The following is a 26,754-nucleotide window of genomic DNA, read 5'->3' as shown; positions in this document are numbered from 1 at the left end:
CGGGCGCGCGGGCGGAACCTCCCGCCCCTTTCCGAGTCGATGACGGGAACTTTCATCGGATGGAATGGAGTATGCAGCGGGACAGGCGGCCGGATCGCGCGTCGTGCGACGCCAGGGGCGGTGCGCTCGGCGCGGGACGCACGATCGCCCGGCGGCGGACGTCGGCCCGAACCGGCGCGGAGCAAGGCCGCGGTAAACGCGCCCGCTTCGGGTCAACGTCGCGTAACCCGACCTGCACGCAGAGGGATGAATTCAGGGCGTCCTGAAATCCGAATTCTGTGTGAGTGCTATTCACCTTCCGCGCACGCTCGACCGGTCGCCGATCCCGTCGGCCCGCCACTCAGCGCTTGGAGTACATCTCCTCGATGGCGGCGCCGTAGCGGTCGGCGATCCGCGAGCGGCGGAGCTTCAGCGTCGGCGTGAGGGTCTCGTCCTCCACGCTGAACCGCTCCGGCAGGATGCGGAACGCGCGGATGGACTCCGCGCGCGACACGGCCGCGTTCGCCGCGTCGACCGCCTTCTGCACCTCGGCGCGGAGGGCGGGGTCGGCGCCGGGACCGCCGCGCGGCTCGCCGGGGGCGTATCCGCTGCGCTCCCTCCACCGGGCCAGCTCGTCGGGGTCCAGGGTGACCAGCGCGGTCACGAAGGAGCGGCCGTCGCCGACCAGCATGCACTGCTCGACGAGGGGGTGGGCGCAGACCCGCTCCTCGGCGGGCACGGGCGCGACGTTCTTACCGCCGGCCGTGACCAGGATCTCCTTCTTGCGGCCGGTGATGCGCACGAAGCCCTCGGCGTCGATCTCGGCGAGGTCGCCCGTGGCGAACCAGCCGTCGACGAAGGCGTCCCGGGTCGCCTCGGGGCGGTTCCAGTAGCGGGTGAAGACCGGGCCGCCGCGGACGAGGAGCTCGCCGTCGCCGGCCAGCCGCGCCTCGACGCCGGGCAGTGGTCCGCCCACGGTGCCGGGCCGGACCCGCCCGGGGGTGTTCGCCAGCACCGCGGCCGTGGTTTCGGTCAGGCCGTAGCCCTCGTAGACCTCCAGGCCGACGCCCCGGTAGAAGTGCAGGAGCCGGGTGTCGAGCGCGCCGCCGCCCGAGACGACCCGGGTACAGCGCCCGCCGAGCGCAGCGGTCAGCCGGCGGTAGACCAGCCGGTCCATCACGGCGCGGCGCAGGCGCAGCAGCGGGCCGGGGCCGCCGGCGTCGGCGGCGCGGCTGCAGGCCACCGCCGTCTCGGTGGCGGCGTCGAAGACGCGCCGGCTGAGCCCACGGGTGCGCTTGCGTGCTGTGGCGTGGATCTTCTCGAAGACGTAGGGCACCGCGAGCAGGAACGTGGGCCGGAAGGTGCCCAGGTCCGCGAGGAGCGAGCCGACGTCGGCGGTGTGGCCCAGCCGGGCCCCGGAGTGGATGACGCCGACCTGCACCATCCGCCCGAACACGTGGGCCAGCGGCAGGAAGAGCAGGGTCGAGGGCGGCGTGCCGTCGGCGCCGGGCTCGAACAGGGCGGGCAGGGACGCCTCGACGGCCTGGATCTCGGCGAGGAAGTTGCGGTGGGTGAGGACGCAGCCCTTGGGATCGCCGGTGGTGCCGGAGGTGTAAACGACGGTGGCCGGGTCGTCGTGGGAGACGGCGCAGCGCCGCTGCTCCACGGCGCCGTCGGGCACATCGGCCCCCGCGCTGCGCAGCTCGTCCAGCGCTCCGGTGTCGAAGCACCACACGTGTTCGAGCGCCTCCGGACCGGCGGAAGCCGTGCGCAGCTCTTCGACCATGGCCGCGTGGCCGGTGCCGTCGACGGCGCAGGCCCGGCAGCCCGAGTCCCGGAGGATCAGCGCCGCCTGCTCCGCCGACGAGGAGGGGTAGATCGGCACCGAGACGGCGCCGGCCGTCCAGATCGCGTAGTCCAGCAGCGTCCACTCGTGGCGGTTGCCCGACAGCAGGCCCACCCGGTCGCCGGGCTGAACACCCCGGGCGATCAGGCCCTTGGCCAGCGCCGCGACGTCGTCGCGGACCTCGGCGGCCGTGGCGTCCCGCCAGCGCCCCTCGGTCCGGCGGCTGAGCATGGGCTGCTCGGGGAAGCGGGAGGCGCGGTCGAAGAGGGTGTCGGCCAACCCGCCCGATACGGGCAGGTCGCTCCGCGCCGGATTCGCGATACTGCTTGTCACCACTCCGGTTTATCGGACATGCGGCACGAAACCACCCACCAGGGGGCGCCGGGCGCCATGATCTCCCTCATAGTCCCGGCCGCCGCGCAGGCGTGACCGAGATCGCCCCAATAACCCGGCGTGTCGCGGGTAGTAGAGCGGATGGCAGGGACACGGCGGGCCCCTCCCGCCCCCTGACGACAGCGATCGACGGATCGAGAGAGCCATCCCCCGAGGAGGAGATCCCATGGGGACCCGTAGGAACTGGATCGAACGCAAGGCGCGCCAGGTCATCGGTGGCAGGCTCGACGGAATGGGTGGCGGGTCTCCCGTCTCCCGCACCCATCGCCCCCACCGCACAGGCGGTGCGGCAGCGACGCGCGGTCTGGGCGGCATCGTCCGGCGCGCGCGGATGCACCGCGGAACCGGTCCGCGCCCCGGCGCGCGGACGCGCAGCCCCGGTGCTCCGGCGCGCGGCGGCATGCCCCCGGAGGTCCAGCGGGGCCTTCGCCGGGTGGAGAGTCGGCTACGGCGGGCGCTGCGGCGCCGCTGACCGCTCCGGGACCCACCGAGCGCCGCACGGCCCGCGGGCCGTGCGGCGCTCGCATGCGTGTACGCGCCGAGCGGCCGGTGTGCGGGAGCGGCCGCTATGCGCCCTCCTCGCCGGGGAGGTCGATGCGCACCATGACCGCGGTGCCTTCGGCGGTCACCTCGCCGCCGTGCCGGATCTCGGCGGCGACGAAGACCTTGCGGCGCTCGGTTCCGGTGACGCGCGAGGTGATCTCCAGCGGCGTGTTCAGCGGGGTCGGGCGGCGGTAGTCCACGTCGAGGTGGGCCGTCAGGCCCGGCATCCCCTCGGCGCCGGCCGCGGCGCCCAGCGCCTGGTCGAGGAGCGCGGCGAGCCAGCCGCCGTGCACGAGCCCCGGCGGGCCCTGGTAGGTGCCGTTCAGCCGCACCTGCGCGCGCAGGCCCCCCTCGGGAGCGGTATCCAGGCGCAGCGGCGGAGCAGCGGCGTTGGTCGGCCCGGCGACGAGGTTGGTGAGCGTGCCGTACTCCACCCGGCCGCCGTCGCGGATGTGGCGCACCATGGTGCCGATCTCGTGTCGAGGGCCTCCCCGGAGCCGCGCGGCGGCCTCGGCCACGGACGCGCGCGCCGCCGAAAGCTCCTCGTCTCCAGCCCGCGTGTGGGCGACGGCGTCGACAAGCGATCGCACCTCGGCGACCAGGGACGTCAGCTCCGCCGGGAGCTCCTCCTCGCCGACCACGGCGAGACCGTAGTCGCGGGGGTCGGGGAGTTCGGCAACCGGCTTGGCGTCGACCGTCATGGCTTCCTTCGCTCTGCACTGTGTACTCGTTCGGCGGGCGGCGGCCGCGCTCCGGGGCGCGACCGCCGCGGAGGAGGCGCGCGCTCCGAACGCCGCCGCGCCGGAGGTCCGACCATGTTACTAGTCAGTAGCTTCATGATCCCCCACCGCACCGGGGGAAGCAACGCGACGACCGTCACAGGCCGCCGGCGCGGCGCCTCAACGCGGCGCTGCTGACCTGACCATTGCACTCACCGGTTGACGCCAAGCCGCTTGCATTCACGACAGCCACAAGATCAGCGGGGTTCGGTCCCTGCGGGACCGGCGGTCTCTCAGGTCAGAAACTTGTGCATGTCCAGGTGCGGGATGCCCGCGTCCAGGAACTCCTCGCCGCGGGCGGTGTAGCCCAGCCGCTCGTAGAACCCCAGCGCGTGGGTCTGCGCGTGCAGTTCGACGGCGCTGAGCCCCAGATTGCGCGCCCGGTCCTCGACGGCGCGGACCAGCGCGGCCCCGGCGCCGGTACCGCGGGCCTCGGGCAGCACTGCCAGTCGGCCGAGGACGCCCCGCTCCCCCTCGGTCACGAGCCGGCCGGTTCCGACCGGCACGCCGCCGGCGCGCGCCAGTAGGTGGTCGGCGGTGAGGTCGCAGGAGTCCCACTCCTCGGCGACGGGCACCCGCTGCTCGGCGACGAAAACGGCGCCGCGGATCACGAAGACGGCGGCGCGGTCCTGAGGGCTCTCCGCGAGGTCGATAGTGAGCACGCGCGGAATTCTAGACCCGGCGCCGCGGCGCCGGGCCGGCCCGAGTGGGCGGGACTGAACCGTCGGGCGGTGCCGGACTCGTCCGCCGCACCTCGCCCGGGCCGCCTAAGCTGGGGCTATGAGCGACGAGTCCGCCGATCGCGCGCGGTTCTGGCGCCATCCCGGCCTGCCGGGCGTGGAGCTGCTCAAGGCACATTACGTACGGCACACCTTCAACCGGCACACGCACGACACCTACACCTTCGCCCTCGTCGAGTCGGGCGTGGAGGTCACCTACTACAAGGGCGGCGACGTCAGCATCAGTGCGGGCGGACTGCTGGTGGTCGAGCCGCACGAGGTGCACACCGGCCACGCCGGAGTGCCCGACGGCTGGCGCTACCGGGTGCTCTACCCCGAGGTCGGCGTGGTCGCCGCCGTGGCGCGCGACCTCGGCATGGACCGCATACCGCCGTTCATTCCCGAGGAGGTCCGCGACCCGGGGTCGGCGCGCCTCGTGCGGGCGGCCCACCGGGCCACCGAGAAGGGCGACCGGCTCAGCGCCTCCACGCTGATCCGCCAGGCGCTGCACCGGCTGCTCTCCCGGCACACCCGCGCGGGCGCCGCTCCGCATGCCCCGCAACCGCCCGGCTCCGTCCGCGCCGTCGAGCGCGCCCGCGAGCTGCTGCACACCACCCTGGCCGACCCGCCCGGTCTGGAGGAGCTGGCCGCCGCCGTGGACACCCCGCCCTTCGCGCTGCTGCGGGCGTTCCGCGCGGCGCACGGGCTGCCGCCGCACGCCTACGTGAACGACGTCCGGGTGCAGCGCGCCCGGCGGCTGCTGGCCGACGGCATGCCGCCCGCCGACGTGTCCGCCGCCCTCGGCTTCGCCGACCAGCCGCACTTCACGCGCCACTTCAAGCGCACCACCGGCGTACCGCCGGGCGCCTTCCAGCGGGGAGTCCGGGGGCCGGCCCAGCCGGGCTAGCCATCGGCGCCCGCACGGGCTTCCGCGCCCGCGCCCGCAATATCGTTCAAGACGGCCGTGCCGCGACGCCGCTAGCGTCGGCGGACGTGAACACCTCCGCTGCACCTCTGCCGCCCCCGGTGCGCGACGGGCTGGGGATGGGCGTCGCCGTGGGCCTGTCCGGGACCGCGTTCGGGGCGGCCGCCGTTACCGCCGGGCTCTCGGTGCCCCAGGCGTGCACGCTCAGCCTGTTCGCCTTCACCGGCGCGTCGCAGTTCGCCCTGGTGGGCGTGGTCGCCGGCGGAGGCGGCCTGGCGGCGGGCGCAGCCGGCGCGCTACTGCTGGGCGCACGCAACACCCTCTACGGCCTGCGGTTGGCCGACCTGCTGCACTGGCGCGGCCCGCGGCGGCTGCTGGTCGCCCACGGCGTCATCGACGAGACCGCCGCCGGGGCGTTCGCGCAGCCCACCGCGGCGTGGGCGCGCACCTCCTTCGTCACGGTCTTCGCCTCCATCTACCTCGTCTGGAACCTGACGACCCTCCTCGGCGCGCTGGCCACCGAGCGCATCGGCGACACCGACGCCTTCGGGCTGGACGCCATGAGCGCGGCGGTGTTCCTGGCCCTGGTCGGCACCCGGCTGCGGGGGAACCGGCGCGAGCAGGCCGTCGCAGTGCTCGGCGCGGCGATCGCGCTCGCCGCCGTCCCCCTCGCGCCGCCCGGCGTGCCGGTGCTGCTCGCGTCGGCGGCGGCGCTGGTCGTGCCGAGCGGGGCCGGAGAGGCGGCCCCCGGCGGCGAGAGCCGGAAGGACGGGGAGGCGCGCCCATGACGCTCTGGCTGGTCATCATCGGCACCTGCGCCGGGTGCTACCTGCTCAAGCTGGCCGGACTCTCGGCACCGCGGCGGCTGCTCGACCACCCGCTCGTGCGGCGCTTCGCGATGGCCGTCCCGGTTGCGCTGCTGGCGGCCCTGATCGCCGTGCAGACTGCGAGCGACGGCGGCCGGGAACTGGTCTTCGACCCCGCCCGCATCGGCGGGGTGGCCGCCGCCGCGGTGGCCCTCCTGCTGCGCGCTCCGTTCCTGGTGGTGCTCGCCGTGGCCGCGGCGACGGCGGCGGGCCTGCGCCTGCTGGGGCTGTGACCCGCCGGCGGCGGGACGGGAACGGACGGCCCGGGCTCCGGGAACACCGGCGCGCCTCGTGCCCCCGCCGAGGTGACGGAACCCCCGCGGGCGGGCAGAAGTCGGTCGTGACCATCCCGCGAGCCGGAGGACGCCGATGACCGAGGAGTACGGGAACGCGGCCACCGCCGCCGAGGGCTTCGACGCCGGGGCGCACCCGCCGGGGCGGGGCGCGGCGGCACACTGGCGCACCGCCGCCGAGGAGGTCGCCGACGTGCTGGCCGGCGCCGGAGTCCGCCGCTGCTACACCGTGCCCGGCGAGAGCTTCCTGGAACTGGCCGACGCCGTGGACCGGCACGCCGACCTGGCGCTGGTCTCGACCCGCCACGAGAACGGCGCCGGCTTCATGGCCGAGGCCGAGGCCAAGCTCACCGGCGTCCCCGCTGTCGCCGCGGCGACCCGCGGCCCCGGAGCCGCCAACCTCGCCGTGGGGGTGCACACCGCGCGCCAGGACTCCACGCCGATGGTGGTCTTTCTCGGCCAGGTCACCAGCGACCACCTGGGCCGCGAGGCGTTCCAGGAGGTCGACCTCACCGCCTTCTACTCCCCCGTCACCAAGTGGACCACCACCGTCACCCGCGCCGATCGGCTCGCCGAGACCACCGCGCAGGCCCTGCGGGTGGCCACCACCGGCCGCCCCGGGCCGGTCGCCGTCGCGGTGCCGGGCGACCTGTTCGGCCGGCTCGTCCCGCCGGCCCGCGCCCTGCCGGGCGCCGCGCCGCCGCGCCCGCCGCTGAGCGATGACGACCGGGACCGGCTTGCGGAGTGGCTGGCCACGGCCGAGCGCCCGGTGATCGTCGCGGGCGGGGGCGCGCGCAACGCCCGCGGTGAGCTGGTCGCCGCCGCAGAGCGCTACAACGCGGGCGTCTACACCTCCTGGCGGCGCCAGGACGTGTTCCCCAACGACCACCCGCTCTACCTCGGCCACCTCGGGCTCGGCTGCCCCAAGCCGGTGCTGCGTGCGCTGGAGGACGCGGACGCGGTGCTGGTCGTCGGCTCGCGGCTGAGCGAGATCACCAGCCAGTCCTACCGGCTGCCCGCATCAGCCGGGCCGGGGCCCGGTTCGCCCGTCGCCCAGATCGACATCGACCCCGCCCAGGTCGGGGCCGTCACCGGCGTGTGGCTGGGCGCCGTGGCCGACGCCCGCTCGGCGCTGGGCTCCCTCGCCGCGCTGCCCGTTGCCACTCCCGACCGCGACTACAGCGAGGCCCACCACGTGTGGGAGCGCACCGCCACCGCCCCGGCCGAGGCCGCCACCCATCCCGGCGGGCTCATGCACCCGTGGGCGGTGGTCGAGGCGATGCGCAAGGCCCTGCCCGACGATGCGGTGATCACCAACGACGCCGGGAACTTCGCCGCCTTCCTGCACCGCGGCTGGACCTACCGGCACCCGCGCACCCAACTGGCGCCCACCAGCGGAGCCATGGGCTACGCGGTTCCGGCGGCGGTGGCCGCCAAGCTCGTCGCACCGCACCGCACCGTCGTGGCCGCGGTCGGCGACGGCGGGCTGCTGATGACCGGGCAGGAACTGGAGACCGCGGTCAGGCTGGGGCTGGCGATCACCGTGGTGGTCTTCCAGAACGGGCTCTACGGCACGATCGCGATGCACCAGGCGCGGGAGATGGGGCGTACGGCCGGCACCGACATCAGCGGGCCGCTGGACCTGGCCGGCTACGCCCGCGGCCTGGGCGCGCTCGGCGCCACCGCCGCGAACCCGGTGGAACTGGCCGACGCGCTGGACGCGGCGCTTGCGGCCGAGCTGCCCACGCTCGTCGACGTCCGCACCGACCCCGACGTCATCAGCCCGGAGGCCACCATGAGCGGACTGCTCGGCGGCGCCTGACAGCCGGGCCCCGGCCGCTGCGCCCGGCCGGGGCCCGGCGCAGCGGCCGGGGGATCACTCCTCGCGCAGCAGCTCCAGCGCCGCCTCCAGATCGCCCGGATACGGGCTCTCGAACTCGACCCGGTGGCCCCGGGTGGGGTGCTCGAAGCCCAGCCGCACCGCGTGCAGCCACTGGCGCCGCACGCCCAGGCGCTCGGCCAGCGCGGGGTCGGCGCCGTAGAGGTGGTCGCCCACGCACGGGTGGCGCAGGGCCGACATGTGCACCCGGATCTGGTGGGTGCGCCCGGTCTCCAGCTTGATCTCCAGCAGGCTGGCGGCGCGGAACGCCTCCATGGTGTCGTAGTGGGTCACCGAGGGTCGGCCGCCGGCCACCACCGCCCATCGGCCGTCGCCGGCGGGGTGGCGGTCGATGGGCGCGTCTACGGTGCCGCGCAGCGGGTCGGGGTGGCCCTGCACGAGGGAGTGGTAGACCTTGTCCACCACCCGCTCCTTGAAGGCGCGCTTGAGCACGCTGTAGGCGGCCTCGCTTTTGGCCAGCACCATGAGCCCGGTGGTGTTGGCGTCCAGCCGGTGCACGATGCCCTGGCGTTCCGCGGCGCCGCTGGTGGCGAGTTCGATGCCCGAGGCCAGCAGGCCCTGGAGCACCGTGGGCCCGGTCCAGCCCACCGTGGGGTGGGCGACGACGGCAGCGGGCTTGTCCACGACCACGATGTCGGCGTCCTCGTAGACCACGCTCAGCCCCGGCACGGGTTCGGCCCGCGCCGCAGGGGGCTCCGGCGGCGGCGGCAGGACGACCTCCAGCCAGCTGCCCGCCTCCAGCCGGTCGGACTTGGCGGCGGCACCGCCGTCGACCGTGACGTTGCCGTCGGCTATCAGCTCGGCGGCGCGGGTGCGCGAGAGGCCGAACATGCGGGCGATGGCGGAGTCGATGCGCTCGCCCTCGACGCCGTCGGGCACGGGCATGCCGCGGTGGTCGCCGGTCGTGGTCGGGCCGGTCACGCCGATCGCCCTCCGTCCTCGCTCTGGGCCCCGGCCTCCGGCTCGCCGCCGGAGGCGTCGTCGCCGCCGGAGGCGTCCGACTCGCGGGTGCCGTCGATGTTGATGCCGCGGAAGGCCAGCAGCACCGCGAACGCGCCGCCCACGACGATGCAGGAATCGGCGATGTTGAACACCGGGAAGTTGGGAACCTGGATCCAGTCGACGACCGCGCCGTGCAGCGGAGCCGGCGGGCGGAAGGCCCGGTCGACCAGGTTGCCCAGGGCGCCGCCCAGAATCAGCCCGAGCGCCAAAGTCCAGGGCACGCTGGCCAGCTTGCGGGCCAGGAACAGGATGTAGACCACCACCGCCGCGGCGATGAGGAAGAACAGCCAGGGCAACCCCTGGCCCATGGAGAACGCGGCGCCCGTGTTGAACACGAGCGTGAACTGCAGCAGCTCGCCCACGACGCGCATGGACTCGCCGGGCTCGAAGCTCGCGAGCGCGGCCTCCTTGGTGGCGTAATCGGCCCCCAGTGCCGCTGCCGCCACCGCCGTCAACAGAACGAACCGCCGCGGCCGGCGCGCGGCGGGTCCGTTCACGGTCCGATCTTGGGCCCCGGAGGGCTCGACGTCACTCAGCGACGCTCCTCGCGCTGTTTGCACTGCACACACAATGTGGCGCGGGGGAATGCCTGCAGCCGTGCCTTCCCGATGGCGTTGCCGCAGGACTCGCAGACCCCGTAGGTCCCCGCGTCCATCCGCTGGACCGCGCGCTCGCTCTGGGCGAGCAGCTCACGACTATTGTAGTTCAGCGCCAGGTCGTGCTCGCGCTGGTAGGCCTTGGCACCGGTGTCGGTGGGATCGTCGCCGGCCCCCTCGACCGAGTCCGACAGCCGCTCGGCCATCTCGGTCTCGGCGGCGGCGATGCCGTCGCGCAGCCCGGCGACCTCGGACTCCAGCCCTTCGCGGACCTCGGCCAACTCGGCCTCGGTCCACGGGTCCTCGCCGGGACGGACGGGCAGATCGGCCGCGTTGGAGACACCCATGGTCGCCCCGTCCTTTCCGCCGCGGGCCTCTTCGCCGGATTTACCGGTCGTGGTAGTCGACGCCATCAGGCACTCACCCCCTCGGCCACCGCTGAACGGCGGCCGTGAACCCTGTTCTGACGTGCGATTTCACCGCCTCCAGCGGTGCCCGCACAAGATGCCGGGTAGCTTAAACGCCCGCCGGGAGCGAATCAACCATCGACAACGCAGTGTGGAACACTCCCGGCTTTCCGCGTCTATCCCCCATGTGTTCCCGATCGCGCCGCCGATACGCGTCCGCCGGGGGGCGGCGCGCCTCCCCCCGGCGCCGCCGCGCCCCGGCGCGCTACTGCGCGGCGGCGTATCCGCCGTAGTCCTGGGCCAGCACGGCCAGGTGCGGCTCGTCGAAGGTCGCCGGTCCGCCGTGCGGGCCGGTGGCCACCTCGATCACCCAGTCGACGTCCTCGGCGTCGTCCTCGCCGGCCAGCATGTCGCGGTGCACGGTGCAGGGCTCGTACCCCTGGTCGTACAGCTGCTCCGCCAACTCCTCGGCGTCCTCTCGCTCGGAGAGCGTCACCAGCACGGTGCCCTCCTTGCCGGTCGCGGCCACGGCCGCCTCCTTTCGTCGATCGCCACCACGTGCCTGCGCCGCGCCCCGCGCGGCCGCCGGGCCGCCGCGAGGCCGGCCCGGCAGGCAAGTATGCACCGCACGCCGCAGCACCGGGAAAGGCGCGTCCCCTTGGGCCCGCCTTCGGACGCCGCCCCGCCCGTCGTGGGCTATCCTCGGAATCACGGCAAGGCGCGGACGGGGACGAGTACCGCCGGAAACAGCCCAAAGCGACCCGGGGACGGTGGAAGCCCGGGGGCATGCCCGTCGTGAAGATCACCCCGGAGCCGCCGGAAGAACGGTGCGGCGCGCAGCGCCGGCCCAGTAGACCCGGCCGCCGAGCGAAGTGAGAGGGGACGAGGCGGCCGGTCCGCCTCGCCCAAGGAGGGTGGTACCGCGGGGCGCGCAGCCTCGTCCCTCCATCAGGACAACCGATGCCCTGGTGAGAGGTCGACCCGATGCCCGACGAAACCGCCGCCCGCTCCTTCCCCGCCCTCCCGGCCCAGATCGACCTGCCCGCCACCGAGCACGAGGTGCTCCGGCGCTGGTCGGAGCAGAAGGTCTTCGAACGCTCGCTGGAGCAGTCGCAGGGCAAACCCCACTGGGTGTTCTACGAAGGCCCGCCCACCGCGAACGGCCGCCCCGGCGTGCACCACGTCGAGGCGCGGGTCTTCAAGGACGTCTTCCCCCGCTTCAAGACCATGCGCGGCTACCACGTCGACCGCAAGGCCGGCTGGGACTGCCACGGCCTGCCCGTCGAGGTCGCGGTGGAGAAGGAGCTGGGTCTCAGCGGCAAGAAGGACATCGAGGAGTTCGGCGTCGCCGAGTTCAACGCCCGCTGCCGCGAGTCCGTTCTGCGCAATGTGAACGCGTTCACCGCCATGACCGAGCGCATGGGCTACTGGGTGAACATGGACGAGGCCTACCGCACCATGGACCCCGAGTACGTGGAGTCGGTGTGGTGGGCGCTGAAGACCATCTGGGACAAGGGCCTGCTGGTGCGCGACTTCCGCATCAGCCCCTACTGCCCGCGCTGCGGCACCACGCTCTCCGACCACGAGCTCGCACAGGGCTACGAGACCGTCGTCGACCCCTCCGTCTACGTGCGCTTCCCCGTCACCTCGGGCCCGCTCGCCGACCCCGCGCGGCCGACGTCCCTGCTGGTGTGGACCACGACGCCCTGGACCCTGGTCTCCAACACCGCCGTGGCGGTGCACCCCGACGTCGCCTACGTCGTCGCCACCGACGGCACCGAGCGGCTGCTGGTCGCCGAGCCGCTGGTCGGCGCCGCCCTCGGCGAGGGCTGGACCCTCACCGGTGAGCGCTTCGAGGGCTCGGAGATGGAGCGCTGGACCTACCAGCGCCCGTTCGAGCTGGTCGCCTTCGACGAGCCCGCGCACTTCGTGGTGCTGGCCGATTACGTCACCGTCGAGGACGGCACCGGCCTGGTCCACCAGTCGCCCGCGTTCGGCGCCGACGACATGGCGGTGTGCCGCGCCTACGGGCTGCCCGTGGTCAACCCCGTACGCGCCGACGGCACGTTCGAGGCCGGCCTGGACCTGATCGGCGGCGCGTTCTTCAAGACCGCCGACGCCGCACTCGTGGAGGACCTGGGTGCGCGCGGCCTGCTGCTGCGCAACCAGCCCTACGAGCACAGCTACCCGCACTGCTGGCGCTGCCACACGCCGCTGCTCTACTACGCGCTGCCGTCCTGGTACATCAAGACGACGGCGATCAAGGACGAGCTCCTGGAGCAGAACGCGCGCACCAACTGGTTCCCCGAGAACGTCAAGGAGGGGCGCTACGGCGAGTGGCTGCGCAACAACATCGACTGGGCGCTCTCGCGCAGCCGCTACTGGGGCACGCCGCTGCCCGTGTGGGTCTGCGCCGAGGAGCACCACACGGTCGTGGGCTCGCTGAACGAGCTCGGCGGACTCGCCGGCCGCGACCTCAGCGCACTCGACCCGCACCGGCCCTACGTCGACGACGTCTCCTTCGACTGCCCGCAGTGCGGCGGCCGCACCCAGCGGGTGCCCGAGGTCATCGACGTGTGGTTCGACTCCGGCGCAATGCCGTTCGCCCAGTGGGGCGCGCCGCACCGCAACGAGGCGGCGTTCGAGGCCGACTTCCCCGGCCAGTACATCTGCGAGGCCATCGACCAGACCCGCGGCTGGTTCTACTCGATGATGGCCGTGAGCACCCTGGTCTTCGGCCGGTCCTCCTACGAGAACGTGGTCTGCCTGGGCCACATCCTCGCCGAGGACGGGCGCAAGATGAGCAAGCACCTGGGCAACGTCCTCGAACCGATGGAGGTCATGGAGCGCCACGGCGCCGACGCGCTGCGCTGGTTCATGGCCGCCAGCGGGTCGCCGTGGATGCCGCGCCGCGTGGGGCACGAAGCTCTTGAGGAGATCGTCCGCAAGGTCCTGCTGACCTACTACAACACCGTCTCCTTCTTCACCCTCTATGCAGGGGCGGGCGAGGCTTGGAGCCACGGCCGGCTCGCCGGGGCACCCGCGCCCGCGGAGCGCCCGCTGCTGGACCGGTGGCTGCTCTCGGAGCTGAACCGGGTCGTCAAGGGCGTGGGCGAGGCGCTGGAGCGCTTCGACACCGCCGGCGCCGGGCGTCTGCTGACCGCCTTCGTCGACGACCTGTCCAACTGGTACGTCCGGCGCTCGCGCCGCCGCTTCTGGGCGGGCGCGGACACCCCCGAGGGCGCGGCCGCCTTCGCCACACTGTTCGAGGCCCTGGAGTCGCTGACGCTGGTCATGGCGCCGCTGGTGCCGTTCATCACCGACCACGTCTGGGCGGCGCTGCGCCGGCCCGACGCGCCGGACTCGGTGCACCTGGCGAGCTGGCCGCAGGTGCGCGAGGACCTCGTCGACACCCGGCTCTCCGAGCAGATGGCGCTGGCCCGCCGGCTGGTGGAGCTGGGCCGCGCGGCCCGGGTGGACTCGGGTGTGCGCACCCGCCAGCCGCTGTCGCGGGTGGTTGTCGGGGCCGCCGGGTTCGACGAGCTGCCCGAGCAGCTGCGCGACCAGATCGCCGAGGAGCTGAACGTGCAGCAGCTCGACCCGCTCTCGGCCGTCGGCGTCGACCTGGTCGACCACACGGTCAAGCCGAACTTCCGCTCCCTGGGCAAGCGCTTCGCCAAGCGCACGCCGCTGGTGGCCGCGGCGATCGGCGAGGCCGACGCGCGCACGCTGGTCGAGCAGCTGCGCACCACCGGCTGGGCCCACGTCGACGTTGAGGGCGAGCCGGTGGAGATCAGCGCCGAGGAGGTGCTGATCAGCGAGCAGCCCCGGGAAGGCTGGACGGTCGCCGCCGAGGGCGGCGAGACCGTCGCCCTGGACCTGGAGATCACTCCGCAGCTTCAGCGCGCCGGCCTGGCCCGCGAGCTGATCCGCCTCGTTCAGGACGCCCGCAAGTCCAGCGGCCTGGAGATCTCCGACCGGATCGACCTGTGGTGGGAGGCGACCGACCCGGTCACCGCCCAGGCGCTGGAGGAGCACGAGCGCAGCATCGCCGGCGAGGTCCTCGCAGTGAGCGTCACCCGGGGAGCGCCGAAGGGCGAGGCCCGCACGGTCTCCTCGGACGACTTCGGTGTGACACTCCGCCTGCGCAAGGCGGCCTAGACGCTGATCTTGTAGCCATCGTGAAGGAGAACGATCTCCGTTTGCGATGGCTACAAGATCGACGGTGCTGTCAGTGGCGGTCTTCGCCGGCGGGTTCGCGGCGGAGGACCACCGTCTCGTCCGGGCCGGGCTCGTCGGACTCCGGCGCGGGATCCGCGGAGTGCCCGGGTTCGGCGCCGGACGGCTCCCGGGGCTCCGGCTCGGGGGCGGGGGCGGTTTCGCCTTCGGCCCGCTGCTCGGCGGCGTCCTCCGCATCGGCCGCGTCCTCGGCGGCGTCGGCGGTTCCGGCGGCATCCGGGCCGTCCGCCCGTCCGCCGCGCTCCTGCTCGCCCGACCGTTGGAAGACATCGGTCGTCTCGTCGGGTGTCTCAGCCGCCTCGACGGCTTCGGCGGCGGACTCCTGCTCGGGTTCCCGAGCACCTTCCGGCACGGCGGCGCTCTCCTGGGCTTCGGGCACGGCGGCGCTCGCGCCGTCGCCGGAGGCCTCCGAAGACGCGGCAGCGCTCTCAGCTGCCATGATCGCCCGCAGGTCGATGGGCGCGGTGATGGGCTCCTCGGAGTCTTCGGAGCCCTCGGCCGCAGGTTCCCGAGCGGAGTCCCGCTCGGGGTCCGGCACGTCGGCGCCGGCCCCGTCCGACCCTGCGGCGGAGTCGTTCCCGGCGGCGGCGTCGGACTGCGCCGCGAAGTCCGCGGTCGGCGTGTCCTCCCCGGGCCCGCCCTCGGCGGGCGTCGCCGCGTCGGCCGCCCCGGGTACCGCTGCATCGTCCGCGGCATCTGCGGGCCGGTCCGCGGTTGCGCGGTCCTCGGCGGGAGCGTGCTCGGTGTCCGGCTCCTGCTCCGCGGCCGCTTCCGGCGCCGTCCCGGAGTCGTGGTCCGCCGCCTGTCCCCGCTCCGGCAGCAGGCCGCTGACGAAGGCGCTGAACGAGAGGTCGCGGTCGGACTCGTCGGCGGGCGCGCTCTCCGCGGCCGACGGTTCCGGCGACGGGGCGCCCGCGGGCGGTTCGGACTCGGCCGTGCGCGCCGGCTCCGCGGGCGCCGACTCCTCCTGCCCGGCGCCGGGACCTTCCTCGGCGTCGCCGACGGGCGCGGGGTGCGCGGTCTCCTCGGCCGTCCCAGCGTCGGAGGCGGGCTCGGGCGGCACGGGGTCGGCGACGTCCCGAGCGGCCCGTTCCGCCGGGGGCGACCCGGCGTGCGCCTGCTCTGGGGCGGCCCCGTGCCCGGAGCCGCCGGACGGCTCTGCGGCGCCCGGGGCGACCGCGCCCTCGTCGGGCCCACTGGGAAGACGGTTGATGCGCGGCCGGACCGGCCGCTGCGATCGGAGGCCCTCCGCGCTCTCCACCGGCTCGGGGCGGATGGAGGGCTCGGGGCGTCCGGCCTGCTCGGCGGGCTCCTCCGGCGAAGGGCCGGGGGGCGTCGCACCGAGACCGTGCGGCGGCGCGTAGCCGCCGTAGGGGGCAACCGGTGGTGCACCCTGTGCAGGATTGTCTTGCCGCGCCGGCTGAGCGGCGGGATCCGGGCCCCGCTCTCCCTCGGTGGTACCGCTGTGCTGCGCGGCGGATCCCGCCGTCGCACCCGACAGGGCCGGGGCGAGGACGGACGCCTTCCCCAAACCGTCCGTCCGTGCCCACTGCCGCTGCGCGCCGCCGTCGCCGGCGGCCGCTGCCTTTCCGGCGCCCAGACCCAGTTGCTCGCGTGATCTCACCGCCTCGGCGACGAGCAGAACCGCACCGAGGACGCCCAATGCGAGGGCGATGTAGACCAGCGTCGTCTCGGCGAACACCACACCGAAGGCGATGACCGCCAGAGCCGCCACCAAGGTGGCGAGACTGAGGATGAACACGGAATAGGAGAGCCTTCACTCAAGGGTTCTGTTGTGCGCTGCGGCGCCACGGCACAGTCCGGTCGCCGCCGCTGTCGTTCGCGCGCCGGGAGTCCGGCGGTTCACCGCCGCTCGTGCGGAGCCTCGCCGGGGTGGTAGCCGCCGTGCTGGGCGGGCTCGGGCTGGGCGAAGGGATTGCCGGAGGGCGCTCCGTTGGCCGGACCGCCGCCGGGCGGCATGCCCGGGTTCCCGCCGGTGGGCGCCATCGTCTGGAATCCGCCCGTGGTGTTCGGGTTCTGCTGCTGGCCGGAGTTGGGCTCGTTGGCCCCCTCGGCGAGCTCGCGCAGCTGGCGCTCGAAGTAGTCCTTGAGGCGGCTGCGGTACTCGCGCTCGAAGTCCTTGAGCTCGGCGACCTTGTGCTCCAGCTCCTCCCGCTGCTGCACGAGGGAGCCCATCACCTGGCGGTGGCGCTCCTGGGCGTCGCGGTCGAGGTTCTCGGAGCGGGCGCGGGCCTCGTTGACGATCTGCTCGGCCTGGCGGCGGGCCTTGCCGAGGATGTCGTCGGCCTCGTGGCGGGCGCGGCCGAGGGTCTCGTCGGCCTCGCGTCGCGCGTCGGAGATCGCCTGGTCGGCGGTCTGCTGCGCCAGAGCCAGGACCCGGGCGGCGGTGTCCATGTTCTCTTCAGAGCCGGGCAGGCCCATGTTGGCGGCCATCGCCGGGATCTGCTGCTCAAGCGGCTGCTGCGGCTGGGGTTGCGGCTGCTGGGGCTGCGGCGGCTGCGGCGGCTCCTGGCGGGCGGCCGGCTCGGGCTGCTGCGGCTCGGGTGCGAGCTGCTGCTCCTGCGGCTGCTGCTGCTGGAAGTCCTGCATGCCGGCGTTGGGCACCTTGCCCCGCAGGCACTCGGCCAGCTTGCCGCGCAACTCCTCGTTCTCCTGGATCAGGCGGTCGAGCTCGGTCTCGACCTCATCGAGGAACGCATCGACCTCTTCCTCGTCGTAGCCCGGCCGGAGCCGGGTGGTACTGAACTGCTTGTTCCGCACATCCGCGGGTGTCAGCGGCATGTTCGTCTCCTTGGCGCGCTTGGACTGTGTCCGTAGGGACGCTACCTGATCGTGACCTTACGGCAATCCAGATCATGACCAAGGCCACATATCGAAACCAGGGCTTGCCTTTCCGACATCTGTGACCTTCTAGATGAACGAGATCGAACTTACGATCTGGAGAAGGATCACCACGAAGAGGAAGAGGACGGTGAAGCTCAGATCCAGCGCCACTCCCCCCAGGCGAATGGGCGGGATGAACCGACGCAGGAACCGCAGGGGCGGGTCGGTGACGGTGTAGACGATCTCCGCGAGTACCAGCAGGAACCCGCTCGGTCGCCACGACCGGGCGAACGCCTGTACGAGCTCGAAGACAAGCCGTCCGATCAGCACCAGCATGAACACGTTCAGCAAGACGATGATGACGGACTGGACGATACTCACGGCCGTTCCCCGACCCAATCTCTGGACATCAGTGATGATCTAACTCTGGTTGAAGAACCCTCGCTCGGCGATGCGTGCTTTGTCTTCAGCAGTCACCTCAACATTAGCCGGGGACAACAAGAACACCTTTGTGGTCACGCGGTCGATACTGCCGTGAAGGCCGAAGATCAGGCCCGCCGCGAAGTCGACCAGACGCTTGGCGTCGCTGTCGACCATCTCGGTCAGGTTCATGATCACCGGTACACCTTCTCGGAAGTACTCTCCGATGGTACGCGCCTCGTTGTAGGTCCGGGGATGCAGCGTAGTGATGCGCGCAAGGTCCGCCGTAGCGGGGGTGGTGTGAGTCGGTGTGCGCCTGTCGGCAGGAGACATGGGGTAGTCGTCCGCATCCGTCACGGAGTCGGCTCGGCGGTCGCCGCCATGGTGAACGAGATCCCGGTCGCGCCGGCCCTCGACGCCTTCGTCGAAGTCGTCGAAGTCATCGTATTCGTCCGCATAGCGGTGATCGTAGCGGTCGTCCTCCACGAGGCCGAGGTAGACCGCCATCTTGCGCATCGCGCCGGCCATCTCTTGTCCTCCGTCGTCCCTGTGGTGCGGCACCGCAGATGACTCAGTCCATGTCGGGACGGGCCCGAGTCCGCCACGCGGGCGAACTCGGCAGTTGGGCGCCAATGTCCATGTGGGGACATTACCCCACGTTCGGGCCCCGATCGTCGAGCAACGCCGTTCCCACCCGCAGGTGTGTCGCACCCCGGGCGACGGCCGCCTCCAGGTCAGCGCTCATGCCCGCGGAAACCGCCTTCGCCCGAGGGTAGCGATCCCGGACCTCGGCGGCGACCGCATTCAGCCGGGCGAAGGCCTCCTCGGGGTCGCCCCCGCGAGGCGCCACCGCCATGACTCCGGCCAGCGCGAGACCCTCCTCGGCCGCGACGGCGTCGGCCACGGCCAGCGCGTCGCGCGGGTCGGCGCCGCCGCGCGGTCCCAGCGCTCCTGCCTCGGAGGCGGGGTCGAGGTCGATTTGGACCAGGCAGCCCACTTCGCGCCCCTCGGTCCGGGCCCGCGCACCCAGCGCGGCCGCCAGCCGGGGGCGGTCGAGCGAGTGGACCATGTGGGCGTAGCGGGCCACCGAACGCGCCTTGTTGGTCTGCAGCTGTCCGACGAAGTGCCAGCTCAGCCCCAGGTCGGCGCATTCGGCCGCCTTGGGCGCGGCCTCCTGGTCGCGGTTCTCACCGACGTCGGCGACGCCGAGCTCGGCGAGGATGCGCACGTCGGAGGCGGGGAACGTCTTGGTCACCGCGATGATCGTCACGTCGTCGGGACTGCGGCCCGCCGCCGCGCAGGCGGCGTCGACGCGCTCGCGCAGCTCGGCGAGGTTCGCGCGGATCCGCTCGCGGCGGCGCGAGCCCCTGCCGGGGTCCGCCTCACCGGCTCCCACCGCGTCGCGGGCGCTCACGGCCGCCTCCACACGAAACCGGCGAAACGGCCGGTCGGAGCGCCGCCTCGGTGCGAGAAGAGCTCAGGGCTCTCCAGGGTGCAGCGGTCGTCGGAGGTGATATGGCCGACATCGGCCGCGCGTAGTTGGGCGGTGACGGCGGCGCGCATGTCGATGCCCTCCGTGCCCTCGCGGGTGCGGCTCGCCGCCTCGGGTACGCGGCGCGCCATCTCGGCCTGCACCTGCGGGCCGACCTCGTAGCACCGGCCGCAGATGGCCGGGCCGAGGACGGCGGCGATGCGGGCGGGGTCGGCGCCCAGCAGCGCCATCCGCGCGATCATCGCCGGCGCCACGCCCGCCTGCGTGCCGAGACGGCCGGAGTGCGCGGCGCCGACGACGCCCGCCTCAGCGTCGGCGGCCAGCACCAGCAGGCAGTCGGCGGCAAGCGCGGCCAGCACCAGGTCGGGCCGGTCGGAGACGACGGCGTCGACGCGCCCGGCGGTTCCCGGCTCGGTGGCCACGGCCACGTCGGCGCTGTGTACCTGGTCCATCCACACCACGCGCTCGGCGGCGAACCCGAGGTCCTTCGCGGCCGTACGGCGGTTCTCCGCTACGGCCGCGGGGGCGTCGTCCACCCCGTGGCCGAGGTTGAGGCTGTCGAACGGCGCGGAACTGACCCCGCCGTCGTAGCGCCGGGTGAACGCGGCCTGCACTCCCGGTCCCAGCTCGATCACGGCACTCATCGTGTGCGCGGTTCCTCCCGCTCCTCGGCAGTCGTCCAGGGGACGCAAAGAAGCGTACCGGCGGCGGAAGGCCCCGCCACCGGTACGCTCAGGCGCCGCGATCGGCGCGCTACTTCAGGAAATCGGGCACGTCGAGGTCGTCGGGGTCGTCGAAGACCACCCGGCGCCGCGGCGTGGGCACGTTCTCGCCCGAACGCGGGAACGCGCCGTCGGTTCCGGTGCCGCGCACCTCGCCGTAGTCGGGATCGCCCACGGCGTGCATGCCGCGCGCCCGGCCGTCCTCCTCGGCCTCGGACTCCTCGGCCTCCGGGTCGGGTTCGCGGCGCTCGGCCTCTTCCCGCTGCTCACGGGCGCCCACCTGCTCGGGCTCGCGGCGCTCGGCGGCGTCGCGGGCCTCCTGGGCGCGCGCGGGCTCGGGCTCCGCGGGGGCCTCGGCCCGCAGGGAGTCCTCGCGGACCGGCTCCCGCGCGGGCTCGCGGGCCGACTCGCGCGCCGGTGCGGGCTCGGCGTGCGACTGCGGGCGCTCCTCGGCGACCGGACGCACGGCCGGGCGCGGATCGGCGGCCGGAGCCGCCGTCTGCTCGCGGACGGGTGTCTCCGGTGGCGGCGCGTCGGCTCTCTGCGGCGGCGAGGCCGACTCGTTGCGCGCCTCGTCGAAGCCGGCCGCTATAACGGTGACACGCACCTCGTCGCCCAGCGCGTCGTCGATGACCGCACCGAAGATGATGTTCGCCTCGGGGGCGGCGGAGTTGGCCACCAGTTGGGCGGCCTCGTTGATCTCGAACAGTCCGAGGTCGGAGCCGCCCTGGATCGACAGCAGTACGCCGTGCGCGCCGTCGATGCTGGCTTCCAGCAGGGGCGAGGATATCGCCATCTCCGCCGCCGCCACAGCGCGGTCGTCGCCGCGTGCCGAGCCGATGCCCATCAACGCCGAGCCCGCGCCCTGCATCACCGACTTGACATCGGCGAAGTCGAGGTTGATCAGGCCCGGTGTGGTTATCAGGTCGGTGATTCCCTGCACACCGGAGAGCAGCACCTGGTCGGCCGCCTTGAACGCGTCGAGCACGCTGACCTGGCGGTCGGAGATGGAGAGCAGGCGGTCGTTGGGGATGACGATGAGCGTGTCGACCTCGTCGCGCAGCATCGCGATGCCGGCCTCGGCCTGGGTGGCGCGGCGCTTGCCCTCGAAGCCGAACGGGCGGGTGACCACGCCGATGGTCAATGCGCCGAGCGAGCGCGCGATGTCGGCGACGACCGGAGCGCCGCCGGTGCCGGTGCCGCCGCCCTCCCCCGCCGTGACGAAGACCATGTCGGCCCCCTTGAGGACCTCTTCGATCTCCTCGCGGTGGTCCTCGGCCGCCTTGCGCCCGACGTCGGGGTTGGCGCCCGCGCCGAGCCCGCGGGTGAGTTCGCGTCCGACGTCGAGTTTGACGTCGGCATCGCTCATAAGCAGCGCCTGAGCGTCGGTGTTGATGGCGATGAACTCGACGCCCTTGAGTCCCTCTTCGATCATCCGGTTGACGGCGTTCACGCCGCCGCCGCCGATTCCGACGACCTTGATGACCGCGAGGTAATTCTGCGGTGCTGCCACGACGAGGGGCCTTTCCGCTCGCTTCGGCCAATCGCGCCGTCCCGCCGCAGCAGAACCTGCCGTCCTGCGGCGGCGAACGGACCGATCGGCTGTCCGGTTCTACAGTCTCTCCACTGGGACCCCTCTGACCGGCGCGGGGCCGGTCGGGTTCCCATCCAGGGCTTCGGGCTCGCAGCCGGGCGGTTCCCCCTCCTCCGGGTGCTCCCGCCGTAACCGCCCTAAAGTCTCAGATCCACACTTATGTCAACCAACGGTATTGCTTCCCGACAGTAAGCCGCTGCCTGCCTGCGGGCAACTAACCACGAGTGCAGCCTAACGGCGTGTCGCCCGGGGCGGCGATGTCCGTTCCCGGCGCGTCGCGTCTGGAATGTATGCCTGATCTGGGGCGATTCGCAGCGCCGTCGGAGCCGCGCCGCTCCCCCGCCGCCCGGCCTCGTCGCGGGCCTCATTCGACGACGGCCATGTCCGGTGCGCTGACGTCGTAGTGCCGGTCTGGACCGGGCGGGTGCTCGTTGAGCAGCACGGTCAGGACCGTACTCTTGCGCTCGGCGCGCTCGGCGGTGCCCCAGGAGACGGTGGCACCGCTCTCCAAGCTCAGTTCGATGGCCGACCGGTCGGCCGCGTCGACACTGTCGATGCGCCCCCCGACCGCCGCCGGCACCCGGGCGAGCACGGAGGCGGCGGCAGCCACGGCGGGACTGCCCTCGGGCTCACCGGAGACGCTGATCAGCGGGTAGTTGTCGGGCCGCTTGTCGGTGTCGGCGATGCGCACCCCGTCGCCGTCGATCAGCCGGAACCCGTCGCCGGCGCGCATGGCCAGCACCGGGGTCCGCTCGACGACCTCCACCCGCAGCGTGGCCGGCCAGCCGCGGCCGACCTCGGCCGACTCCACCAGCCGAAGGTCCTCGGCGCGGAGCCGGGCCGCGTCGGTGTCGACCCGCGCCAGCGGGGTCCCCGTCGCCACATCGACGGCGGCCGCCACGCGCTCGGGGTCGAGCCGGGAGGTGCCGCTGACCTCGACGTCGCGCACCACCAGCAGCCGCGACCCGAGGAGTACCCAGGTGACCACCGTCAGCACCGCGACGATCAGGAGCACGACGAAGGCGACCTTCCAGGGGTCCGAGCGGCGGCGGCCGGCGGACTCGGCGGGCGTGTCGCGGCCTGCGGCGGTGTGCCCGATGGTCGCGCTCACCTGCTCTCGCCGCCTTTCACCCCGATGCGCGCGGGTGCGCGCCTAGTCGCCGACCTGTTCCAGCGCCGCGAGCGCCTCGACGATCCGCGGCCCCAACTCGGTCACGTCGCCCGCGCCCATGGTCAGCACGATGTCGCCGGGCTGGGCGGCGGCCGCCGCGCGGGCCACCGCATCGGCGCGGTCGGGCTCGTAGGCGACGCCGCGGGTGATCCCCCGGGTGATCAGCTCGGAGCTGACACCGGGCTCGGGATCCTCCCGCGCGGCGTAGACCGCCAGGACCACGACCTCGTCGGCCAGCGACAGGGCCGCGGCGAACTCGTCGGCGAAGATCCGCGTGCGACTGTACAGGTGGGGTTGGAAGACCGCCACGACCCGGCCGGGCGGTGCGTCGCCGGCCCGGGTGTCCAGCGCGGCGCGGGCCGCGTGCAGGTCGGCCTCGATCTCGGTGGGGTGGTGGGCGTAGCTGTCGTAGACCGCGACACCGCCGGCCTCGCCCTTGAGCTCGAAGCGCCGAGCGGCGCCGGTGAATCCGGCCAGCCCGGCGACGGCCACCTCGGGGTCGTGGCCCAGTACGGCGGCGGCCGCCACCGCGGCGGCGGCGTTGAGCACGTTGTGCCGACCGGGCACCGCCAGCTCGGCGCGCAGCGGCTCGCCGCCGGGCACGCTCAGAGTGAAGGAGGTGCGGAAGCCGTCGGCCGAGACTCCGGCCACCCGGTAGTCGCAGTCGGTCGACTCGCCGTAGGTGACCACCCGCTTGCCCAGGTCCCGGGCGATCGCGGCGACGCGGCGGGCGCCGGGGTCGTCGGCGCCCACGACCAGGGTGTCGGCGACGCGCTCGGCGAAGGCAGCGAAGTTGGCGTGGATCTCGTCCAGGCCGCCGTAGTTGTCGAGGTGGTCGGCCTCGACGTTGGTGACCACGGCGATCTCGGGCGAGAGCATCAGGAACGAGCCGTCGCTCTCGTCGGCCTCGGCGACCACGGTCTCCCCGGCGCCGGCGTCGGCTCCGGTCCCGGTGTCGACCAGCGCACCGCCGATCACGTAGCCGGGGTCGGCGCCGGCGTGCTGGAGGACGACGGTGAGCATCGAGGTGGTGGTGGTCTTGCCGTGGGTGCCGGCAACGGCAACGCCGCGCCGCCCCAGCAGCAGCGACCCCAGCGCGGCCGCGCGCGGGACGACCCGCAGGCCGCGCCCGCGCGCCTCGGCGAGCTCGGGGTTGTCCTCGCGCACAGCGGAGGTGACCACGACCGTGTCGGCGGTTCCGACGTTGGCGGCGTCGTGCCCGACACGGGTGGTCGCGCCGAGGGCCGCCAGCTCGTGCAGCAGCGGGCCGTCCTTGGCGTCGCTTCCGGTGACCTCGACCCCCAGCTGGAGCAGTACCCGGGCGATGCCCGACATGCCGACGCCGCCGATGCCGATGAAGTGGACCCGGCCCAGCTTGTCCACGGGCACGGGCTCTGCGGGCGGTACGAGGCTCACCGCGTGTCCTTCCCGTCGTCGGCGAACGACTCGTCGACGATGATCTCGGATTCGTCTACCTCGGGCTCGGGGTCGCCGCGTTCGCCGCGGGCGATCGCCAGAACCTCGCGGGCGAGCTCCATGTCGGCGTCGCGGCGGCCCATGCGCGAGGCGGCCTCCGACATCGCCACGACCCGGTCGGTGTCGGTGAGCAGCGGGATGAGGTTGTCGGCGATCCAGCCGGGTCCCAGGTCGCCGTTCTCCACGAGCAGCCCGCCGCCGGCCTCGACGATGGGCTCGGCGTTGAGGCGCTGCTCGCCGTTGCCGATGGGCAGCGGGACGAACGCGCCCGGCAGGCCCACAGCGGTCAGCTCGGCGCAGGTCAGCGCGCCCGAGCGGCACATCGCGACGTCGGCGGCGGCGTAGGCGAGGTCCATCCGGTCGACGTAGGGCACGACCACGTAGGGCACGCTGTCGCGGGTGCGGTCCTCGGGCTCGTCGGCGTTGTTGGGGCCCACGACGTGCAGCACCTGCACACCGGCCGCGGCGAACCGGTCGGCTGCGGCGAAGGCGGCTTCGTTGACCGACTGCGCGCCCTGGGACCCGCCGAAGATCAGCAGCGTGGGCAGCTCCGGGCGCAGCCCGAAGTGCGCGCGGGCCTTGTCGCCCGTGGCCAGCCGGTCCAGCGAGGAGACCTGCTCGCGCAGCGGGATTCCGATGTAGCGGCCGTTTCGGATGTCGCTGTGCGGGTGGCCGGTGTAGACGTGGCTGGTCATCCGGGCGCCGAGGCGGTTGGCCAGGCCCGGCAGGGGGTTTGCCTCGTGGATGACGACGGGGATGCGGCGCCGACGGGCGGCCAGGTAGCCGGGGGTGGCGACGTAGCCACCGAAGCCCACCAGCACGTCGGCTTCGAGGCGCGCGAGGTGGCTGCCGGCGGCGCCGATGGCGCTGGCGAGCTTGCCGGGGACGGTGAGGAGCTTGGGGGTGAGCCGGCGCGGCAGGGGGACGGCCGGGATGGTGCCCAGTTCGTAGCCCCGCATGGGGACGAGGCGGGTCTCGAGTCCTCGTTCGGTGCCCAGACACATGATCCGGGTCTGCGGGTCGATGCGCATGAGCGCATCGGCCAGGGAGAGCGCGGGCTCGATATGCCCGGCCGTGCCGCCTCCGGCGAGGGCTACCCTCATCGTCGCCGATTCCTCCTCGCTTGCACCTGCGTCGAGCGCGGTCGGTTGTCGGCCCGGCCCGCGGCGGGGCGCTTCGGGGCGGCGCCCGTAGCCGTGAAGTCCAGGCCCAGCCAGCCTAGAGCCCTTTGCACCCGGCTGGGACCGCGTGCCGCCAGGGCCGCCCGCGCCTCCGGCTCGGACTTGGCTAACGCCAGCAGGATGCCCAGCGCGACCATGGTCGGGATGAGCGCGGACCCGCCGGCCGATACCAGCGGCAGCGGGATCCCCGTGATCGGCATGACACCGATGACCGTGCCGATGTTCACCATCGCCTGGATGGTGACCCAGGCGGTGATCGCGGTGGCGGCCAGCCGGGTGAACGGGTCGCCGGCGCGTGCCGCCACGCGCAGACCAGCGTAGCCCAGAACGCCGAACAGTCCGACGACGACGAGGGTGCCGATCAGGCCCATCTCCTCGCCGATGATCGCGAAGATGAAGTCGCTCTCGGGGTGGGGTAGGAACCCCCACTTCTCCCGGCTCTGGCCGATGCCCACGCCGAAGACGCCCCCGGTGCCCAGCGCGTAGAGGCCGTGCAGCAGTTGGAAGTTGGCGTCGGTGGGATCGCTCTGCGGGTTCAGGAAGGAGGTGACCCGCGCGAGGCGGAAGGGCTGGACGGCGACCATGATCGAGACCAGCGAGACCACCATGCCGATCATCGCCAGGAACAGCCTGCCGGGCGCGCCGACCACCCACAGCAGTGCCAGGAAGGTCGCCAGCAGCACGAACGAGGTACCCAGGTCGGTGCCGACGAGCACGAGCACGACCAGGATCCCGCAGCCGGGCAGCAGCGGCATCAGCAGCTGCCGCCAGTCGCCCAGCTGCTTGAGCTCCTCCTTGCGGGCGAGCACGTTCGCCCCCCACAGCGCGAAGGCGAGCTTGGCGGGCTCCGAAGCCTGGATGGTCAACCCGCCGATCTCCAGCCAGCGCACCGCGCCGCTGCCGTAGGCGTCGCCGCGGAAGGCGGTGATCAGCAGCAGCGCGATCGACACCAGCAGGGCCGGGTAGCCCACGGCCCGGAACACGCTCACCGGCAGATGCGAGGCCAGCACCATCAGCGGCAGGCCGGCGGCGGCCGCCATGGCCTGCTTCTGGAACAGGGAGAAGGCCGATCCGGTCTCGGTGTAGGAGTCGACCATGGAGGACGACAGCACCATGGTCAGGCCAAGGGCCGTCAGCATCGCGGTCGTACCGGCCAGCAGGTAGTAGGAGGTCAGCGGGCGGTCGAGGATCGAAGGCAGGTCGCGCAGCCACGCGCGCGCACCGCCCCCGGCCCGCCGCGGGCCGCCCTCGGCCCGCTTGGCCGAGGGGACCGATGTCGATACCGCCATTGGCGACCTCCGCCCGACGCAGTTCTCGCAGCGTCGACCAAGTCTGGCGGTCCAGCGGCCCGAAGCCCCGGACATAAC

The 26,754-nt window shown here is 73.3% G+C and carries 23 protein-coding genes; 5 read left to right on the top strand and 18 right to left on the bottom strand.

Annotation, left to right across the window (positions count from 1 at the left end; all coding sequences use genetic code 11):
- Positions 1–340 precede the first annotated feature (340 nt).
- From RM446_RS03495 to RM446_RS03485, 3 genes are all read right to left on the bottom strand, one after another.
- Positions 341–2,158: an AMP-dependent synthetase/ligase gene (locus tag RM446_RS03495; RefSeq protein ID WP_311543587.1), complete on the bottom strand. Its 1,818-nt coding sequence runs from the start codon at positions 2,156–2,158 to the stop codon at positions 341–343.
- A gap of 626 nt (positions 2,159–2,784) precedes the next feature.
- Positions 2,785–3,462: a PaaI family thioesterase gene (locus RM446_RS03490; protein WP_311543586.1), complete on the bottom strand. Its 678-nt coding sequence runs from the start codon at positions 3,460–3,462 to the stop codon at positions 2,785–2,787.
- A gap of 311 nt (positions 3,463–3,773) precedes the next feature.
- Positions 3,774–4,202, bottom strand: a complete 429-nt coding sequence (locus RM446_RS03485; protein WP_311543585.1) for a GNAT family N-acetyltransferase — start codon at positions 4,200–4,202, stop codon at positions 3,774–3,776.
- A 118-nt stretch (positions 4,203–4,320) separates the two neighbouring features.
- Here RM446_RS03485 and RM446_RS03480 point away from each other — a divergent pair, with 118 nt between their 5' ends.
- The 4 genes from RM446_RS03480 (at position 4,321) to RM446_RS03465 (ending at position 8,165) form a co-directional block, all read left to right on the top strand.
- Positions 4,321–5,166 (top strand): AraC family transcriptional regulator, encoded by an 846-nt coding sequence (locus RM446_RS03480; RefSeq protein WP_311543584.1) that lies wholly within the window; start codon positions 4,321–4,323, stop codon positions 5,164–5,166.
- Positions 5,167–5,285: 119 nt separating this feature from the next.
- Positions 5,286–5,972 (top strand): AzlC family ABC transporter permease, encoded by a 687-nt coding sequence (locus RM446_RS03475; protein WP_311543627.1) that lies wholly within the window; start codon positions 5,286–5,288, stop codon positions 5,970–5,972.
- Entirely contained in the window at positions 5,969–6,283 is a 315-nt protein-coding gene (locus RM446_RS03470; protein WP_311543583.1) for an AzlD domain-containing protein, read from the top strand. Before RM446_RS03475 ends, RM446_RS03470 begins: the two co-directional genes overlap by 4 nt.
- Positions 6,284–6,419: 136 nt before the next feature.
- Positions 6,420–8,165, top strand: coding sequence for a thiamine pyrophosphate-dependent enzyme (locus RM446_RS03465; RefSeq protein ID WP_311543582.1), 1,746 nt, complete (start codon positions 6,420–6,422; stop codon positions 8,163–8,165).
- Between the two features lie 54 nt (positions 8,166–8,219).
- On the opposite strand, the gene RM446_RS03460 is transcribed toward RM446_RS03465, so the two are convergent.
- The 4 genes from RM446_RS03460 to RM446_RS03445 form a co-directional block, all read right to left on the bottom strand.
- Positions 8,220–9,128, bottom strand: a complete 909-nt coding sequence (locus RM446_RS03460) for an RluA family pseudouridine synthase (RefSeq protein WP_311543626.1) — start codon at positions 9,126–9,128, stop codon at positions 8,220–8,222.
- Positions 9,129–9,160: 32 nt separating this feature from the next.
- Positions 9,161–9,742: a signal peptidase II gene (gene lspA, locus RM446_RS03455; RefSeq protein WP_311543581.1), complete on the bottom strand. Its 582-nt coding sequence runs from the start codon at positions 9,740–9,742 to the stop codon at positions 9,161–9,163.
- Positions 9,743–9,777: 35 nt separating this feature from the next.
- A complete protein-coding gene (locus RM446_RS03450) occupies positions 9,778–10,188 on the bottom strand; it encodes a TraR/DksA family transcriptional regulator (protein ID WP_311543625.1) in 411 nt (136 codons plus the stop codon).
- 325 nt (positions 10,189–10,513) lie between these two features.
- Entirely contained in the window at positions 10,514–10,777 is a 264-nt protein-coding gene (locus RM446_RS03445) for a hypothetical protein (RefSeq protein WP_311543580.1), read from the bottom strand.
- Between the two features lie 455 nt (positions 10,778–11,232).
- Between RM446_RS03445 and ileS the strand changes: the two genes are divergently transcribed.
- Positions 11,233–14,409, top strand: a complete 3,177-nt coding sequence (gene ileS / locus RM446_RS03440) for an isoleucine--tRNA ligase (protein WP_311543579.1) — start codon at positions 11,233–11,235, stop codon at positions 14,407–14,409.
- Positions 14,410–14,479: 70 nt separating this feature from the next.
- Here ileS and RM446_RS03435 read toward each other — a convergent pair whose 3' ends face one another.
- From RM446_RS03435 to ftsW, 11 genes are all read right to left on the bottom strand, one after another.
- Positions 14,480–16,249 (bottom strand): hypothetical protein, encoded by a 1,770-nt coding sequence (locus RM446_RS03435; protein ID WP_311543578.1) that lies wholly within the window; start codon positions 16,247–16,249, stop codon positions 14,480–14,482.
- 101 nt (positions 16,250–16,350) lie between these two features.
- Positions 16,351–17,289: a DivIVA domain-containing protein gene (locus RM446_RS03430; protein WP_311543577.1), complete on the bottom strand. Its 939-nt coding sequence runs from the start codon at positions 17,287–17,289 to the stop codon at positions 16,351–16,353.
- Between the two features lie 129 nt (positions 17,290–17,418).
- The gene (locus RM446_RS03425; protein ID WP_311543576.1) at positions 17,419–17,712 is read right to left on the bottom strand and encodes a YggT family protein; all 294 of its coding nucleotides are present in this window, start codon (positions 17,710–17,712) and stop codon (positions 17,419–17,421) included.
- A 39-nt stretch (positions 17,713–17,751) separates the two neighbouring features.
- Complete coding sequence (locus RM446_RS03420; protein WP_311543575.1) at positions 17,752–18,279, bottom strand: cell division protein SepF; 528 nt, start codon at positions 18,277–18,279, stop codon at positions 17,752–17,754.
- 121 nt (positions 18,280–18,400) lie between these two features.
- Complete coding sequence (locus tag RM446_RS03415) at positions 18,401–19,165, bottom strand: YggS family pyridoxal phosphate-dependent enzyme (RefSeq protein ID WP_311543574.1); 765 nt, start codon at positions 19,163–19,165, stop codon at positions 18,401–18,403.
- Positions 19,162–19,887 carry a peptidoglycan editing factor PgeF gene (gene pgeF, locus RM446_RS03410; protein WP_311543573.1) on the bottom strand — a complete coding sequence of 242 codons (726 nt, stop codon included), beginning with the start codon at positions 19,885–19,887 and terminating at the stop codon, positions 19,162–19,164. The genes RM446_RS03415 and pgeF overlap by 4 nt, the downstream gene beginning before the upstream one ends.
- Positions 19,888–19,996: 109 nt before the next feature.
- The gene (gene ftsZ, locus RM446_RS03405) at positions 19,997–21,478 is read right to left on the bottom strand and encodes a cell division protein FtsZ (protein ID WP_311543572.1); all 1,482 of its coding nucleotides are present in this window, start codon (positions 21,476–21,478) and stop codon (positions 19,997–19,999) included.
- Positions 21,479–21,923: 445 nt separating this feature from the next.
- Positions 21,924–22,670 carry a cell division protein FtsQ/DivIB gene (locus RM446_RS03400; RefSeq protein WP_311543571.1) on the bottom strand — a complete coding sequence of 249 codons (747 nt, stop codon included), beginning with the start codon at positions 22,668–22,670 and terminating at the stop codon, positions 21,924–21,926.
- 42 nt (positions 22,671–22,712) lie between these two features.
- Positions 22,713–24,146: a UDP-N-acetylmuramate--L-alanine ligase gene (murC, locus tag RM446_RS03395; RefSeq protein WP_311543570.1), complete on the bottom strand. Its 1,434-nt coding sequence runs from the start codon at positions 24,144–24,146 to the stop codon at positions 22,713–22,715.
- Positions 24,143–25,309 carry an undecaprenyldiphospho-muramoylpentapeptide beta-N-acetylglucosaminyltransferase gene (gene murG, locus RM446_RS03390; protein ID WP_311543569.1) on the bottom strand — a complete coding sequence of 389 codons (1,167 nt, stop codon included), beginning with the start codon at positions 25,307–25,309 and terminating at the stop codon, positions 24,143–24,145. Before murG ends, murC begins: the two co-directional genes overlap by 4 nt.
- Entirely contained in the window at positions 25,306–26,676 is a 1,371-nt protein-coding gene (gene ftsW / locus RM446_RS03385; protein WP_311543568.1) for a putative lipid II flippase FtsW, read from the bottom strand. The genes murG and ftsW overlap by 4 nt, the downstream gene beginning before the upstream one ends.
- Between the last annotated feature and the right edge of the window lie 78 nt (positions 26,677–26,754).

It is taken from the genome of Streptomonospora wellingtoniae (genome assembly GCF_031845375.1).
GTDB classification, from domain to species: domain Bacteria; phylum Actinomycetota; class Actinomycetes; order Streptosporangiales; family Streptosporangiaceae; genus Streptomonospora; species Streptomonospora wellingtoniae.
The sequence above is the reverse complement of the archived record's forward strand: the minus strand, read 5'-3'. Positions and strand labels throughout refer to the sequence as shown.

What these genes read in the sequence shown, in the direction of transcription:
- RM446_RS03490 (WP_311543586.1), bottom strand. Translation starts at nt 3,462, where the DNA reads ATGACGGTCGACGCCAAGCCGGTTGCCGAACTCCCCGACCCCCGCGAC.
- RM446_RS03480 (WP_311543584.1), top strand. Translation starts at nt 4,321, where the DNA reads ATGAGCGACGAGTCCGCCGATCGCGCGCGGTTCTGGCGCCATCCCGGC.
- RM446_RS03470 (WP_311543583.1), top strand. Translation starts at nt 5,969, where the DNA reads ATGACGCTCTGGCTGGTCATCATCGGCACCTGCGCCGGGTGCTACCTG.
- RM446_RS03465 (WP_311543582.1), top strand. Translation starts at nt 6,420, where the DNA reads ATGACCGAGGAGTACGGGAACGCGGCCACCGCCGCCGAGGGCTTCGAC.
- RM446_RS03460 (WP_311543626.1), bottom strand. Translation starts at nt 9,128, where the DNA reads ATGCCCGTGCCCGACGGCGTCGAGGGCGAGCGCATCGACTCCGCCATC.
- RM446_RS03450 (WP_311543625.1), bottom strand. Translation starts at nt 10,188, where the DNA reads ATGGGTGTCTCCAACGCGGCCGATCTGCCCGTCCGTCCCGGCGAGGAC.
- ileS (WP_311543579.1), top strand. Translation starts at nt 11,233, where the DNA reads ATGCCCGACGAAACCGCCGCCCGCTCCTTCCCCGCCCTCCCGGCCCAG.
- RM446_RS03430 (WP_311543577.1), bottom strand. Translation starts at nt 17,289, where the DNA reads ATGCCGCTGACACCCGCGGATGTGCGGAACAAGCAGTTCAGTACCACC.
- RM446_RS03420 (WP_311543575.1), bottom strand. Translation starts at nt 18,279, where the DNA reads ATGGCCGGCGCGATGCGCAAGATGGCGGTCTACCTCGGCCTCGTGGAG.
- pgeF (WP_311543573.1), bottom strand. Translation starts at nt 19,887, where the DNA reads ATGAGTGCCGTGATCGAGCTGGGACCGGGAGTGCAGGCCGCGTTCACC.
- murG (WP_311543569.1), bottom strand. Translation starts at nt 25,309, where the DNA reads ATGAGGGTAGCCCTCGCCGGAGGCGGCACGGCCGGGCATATCGAGCCC.
- ftsW (WP_311543568.1), bottom strand. Translation starts at nt 26,676, where the DNA reads ATGGCGGTATCGACATCGGTCCCCTCGGCCAAGCGGGCCGAGGGCGGC.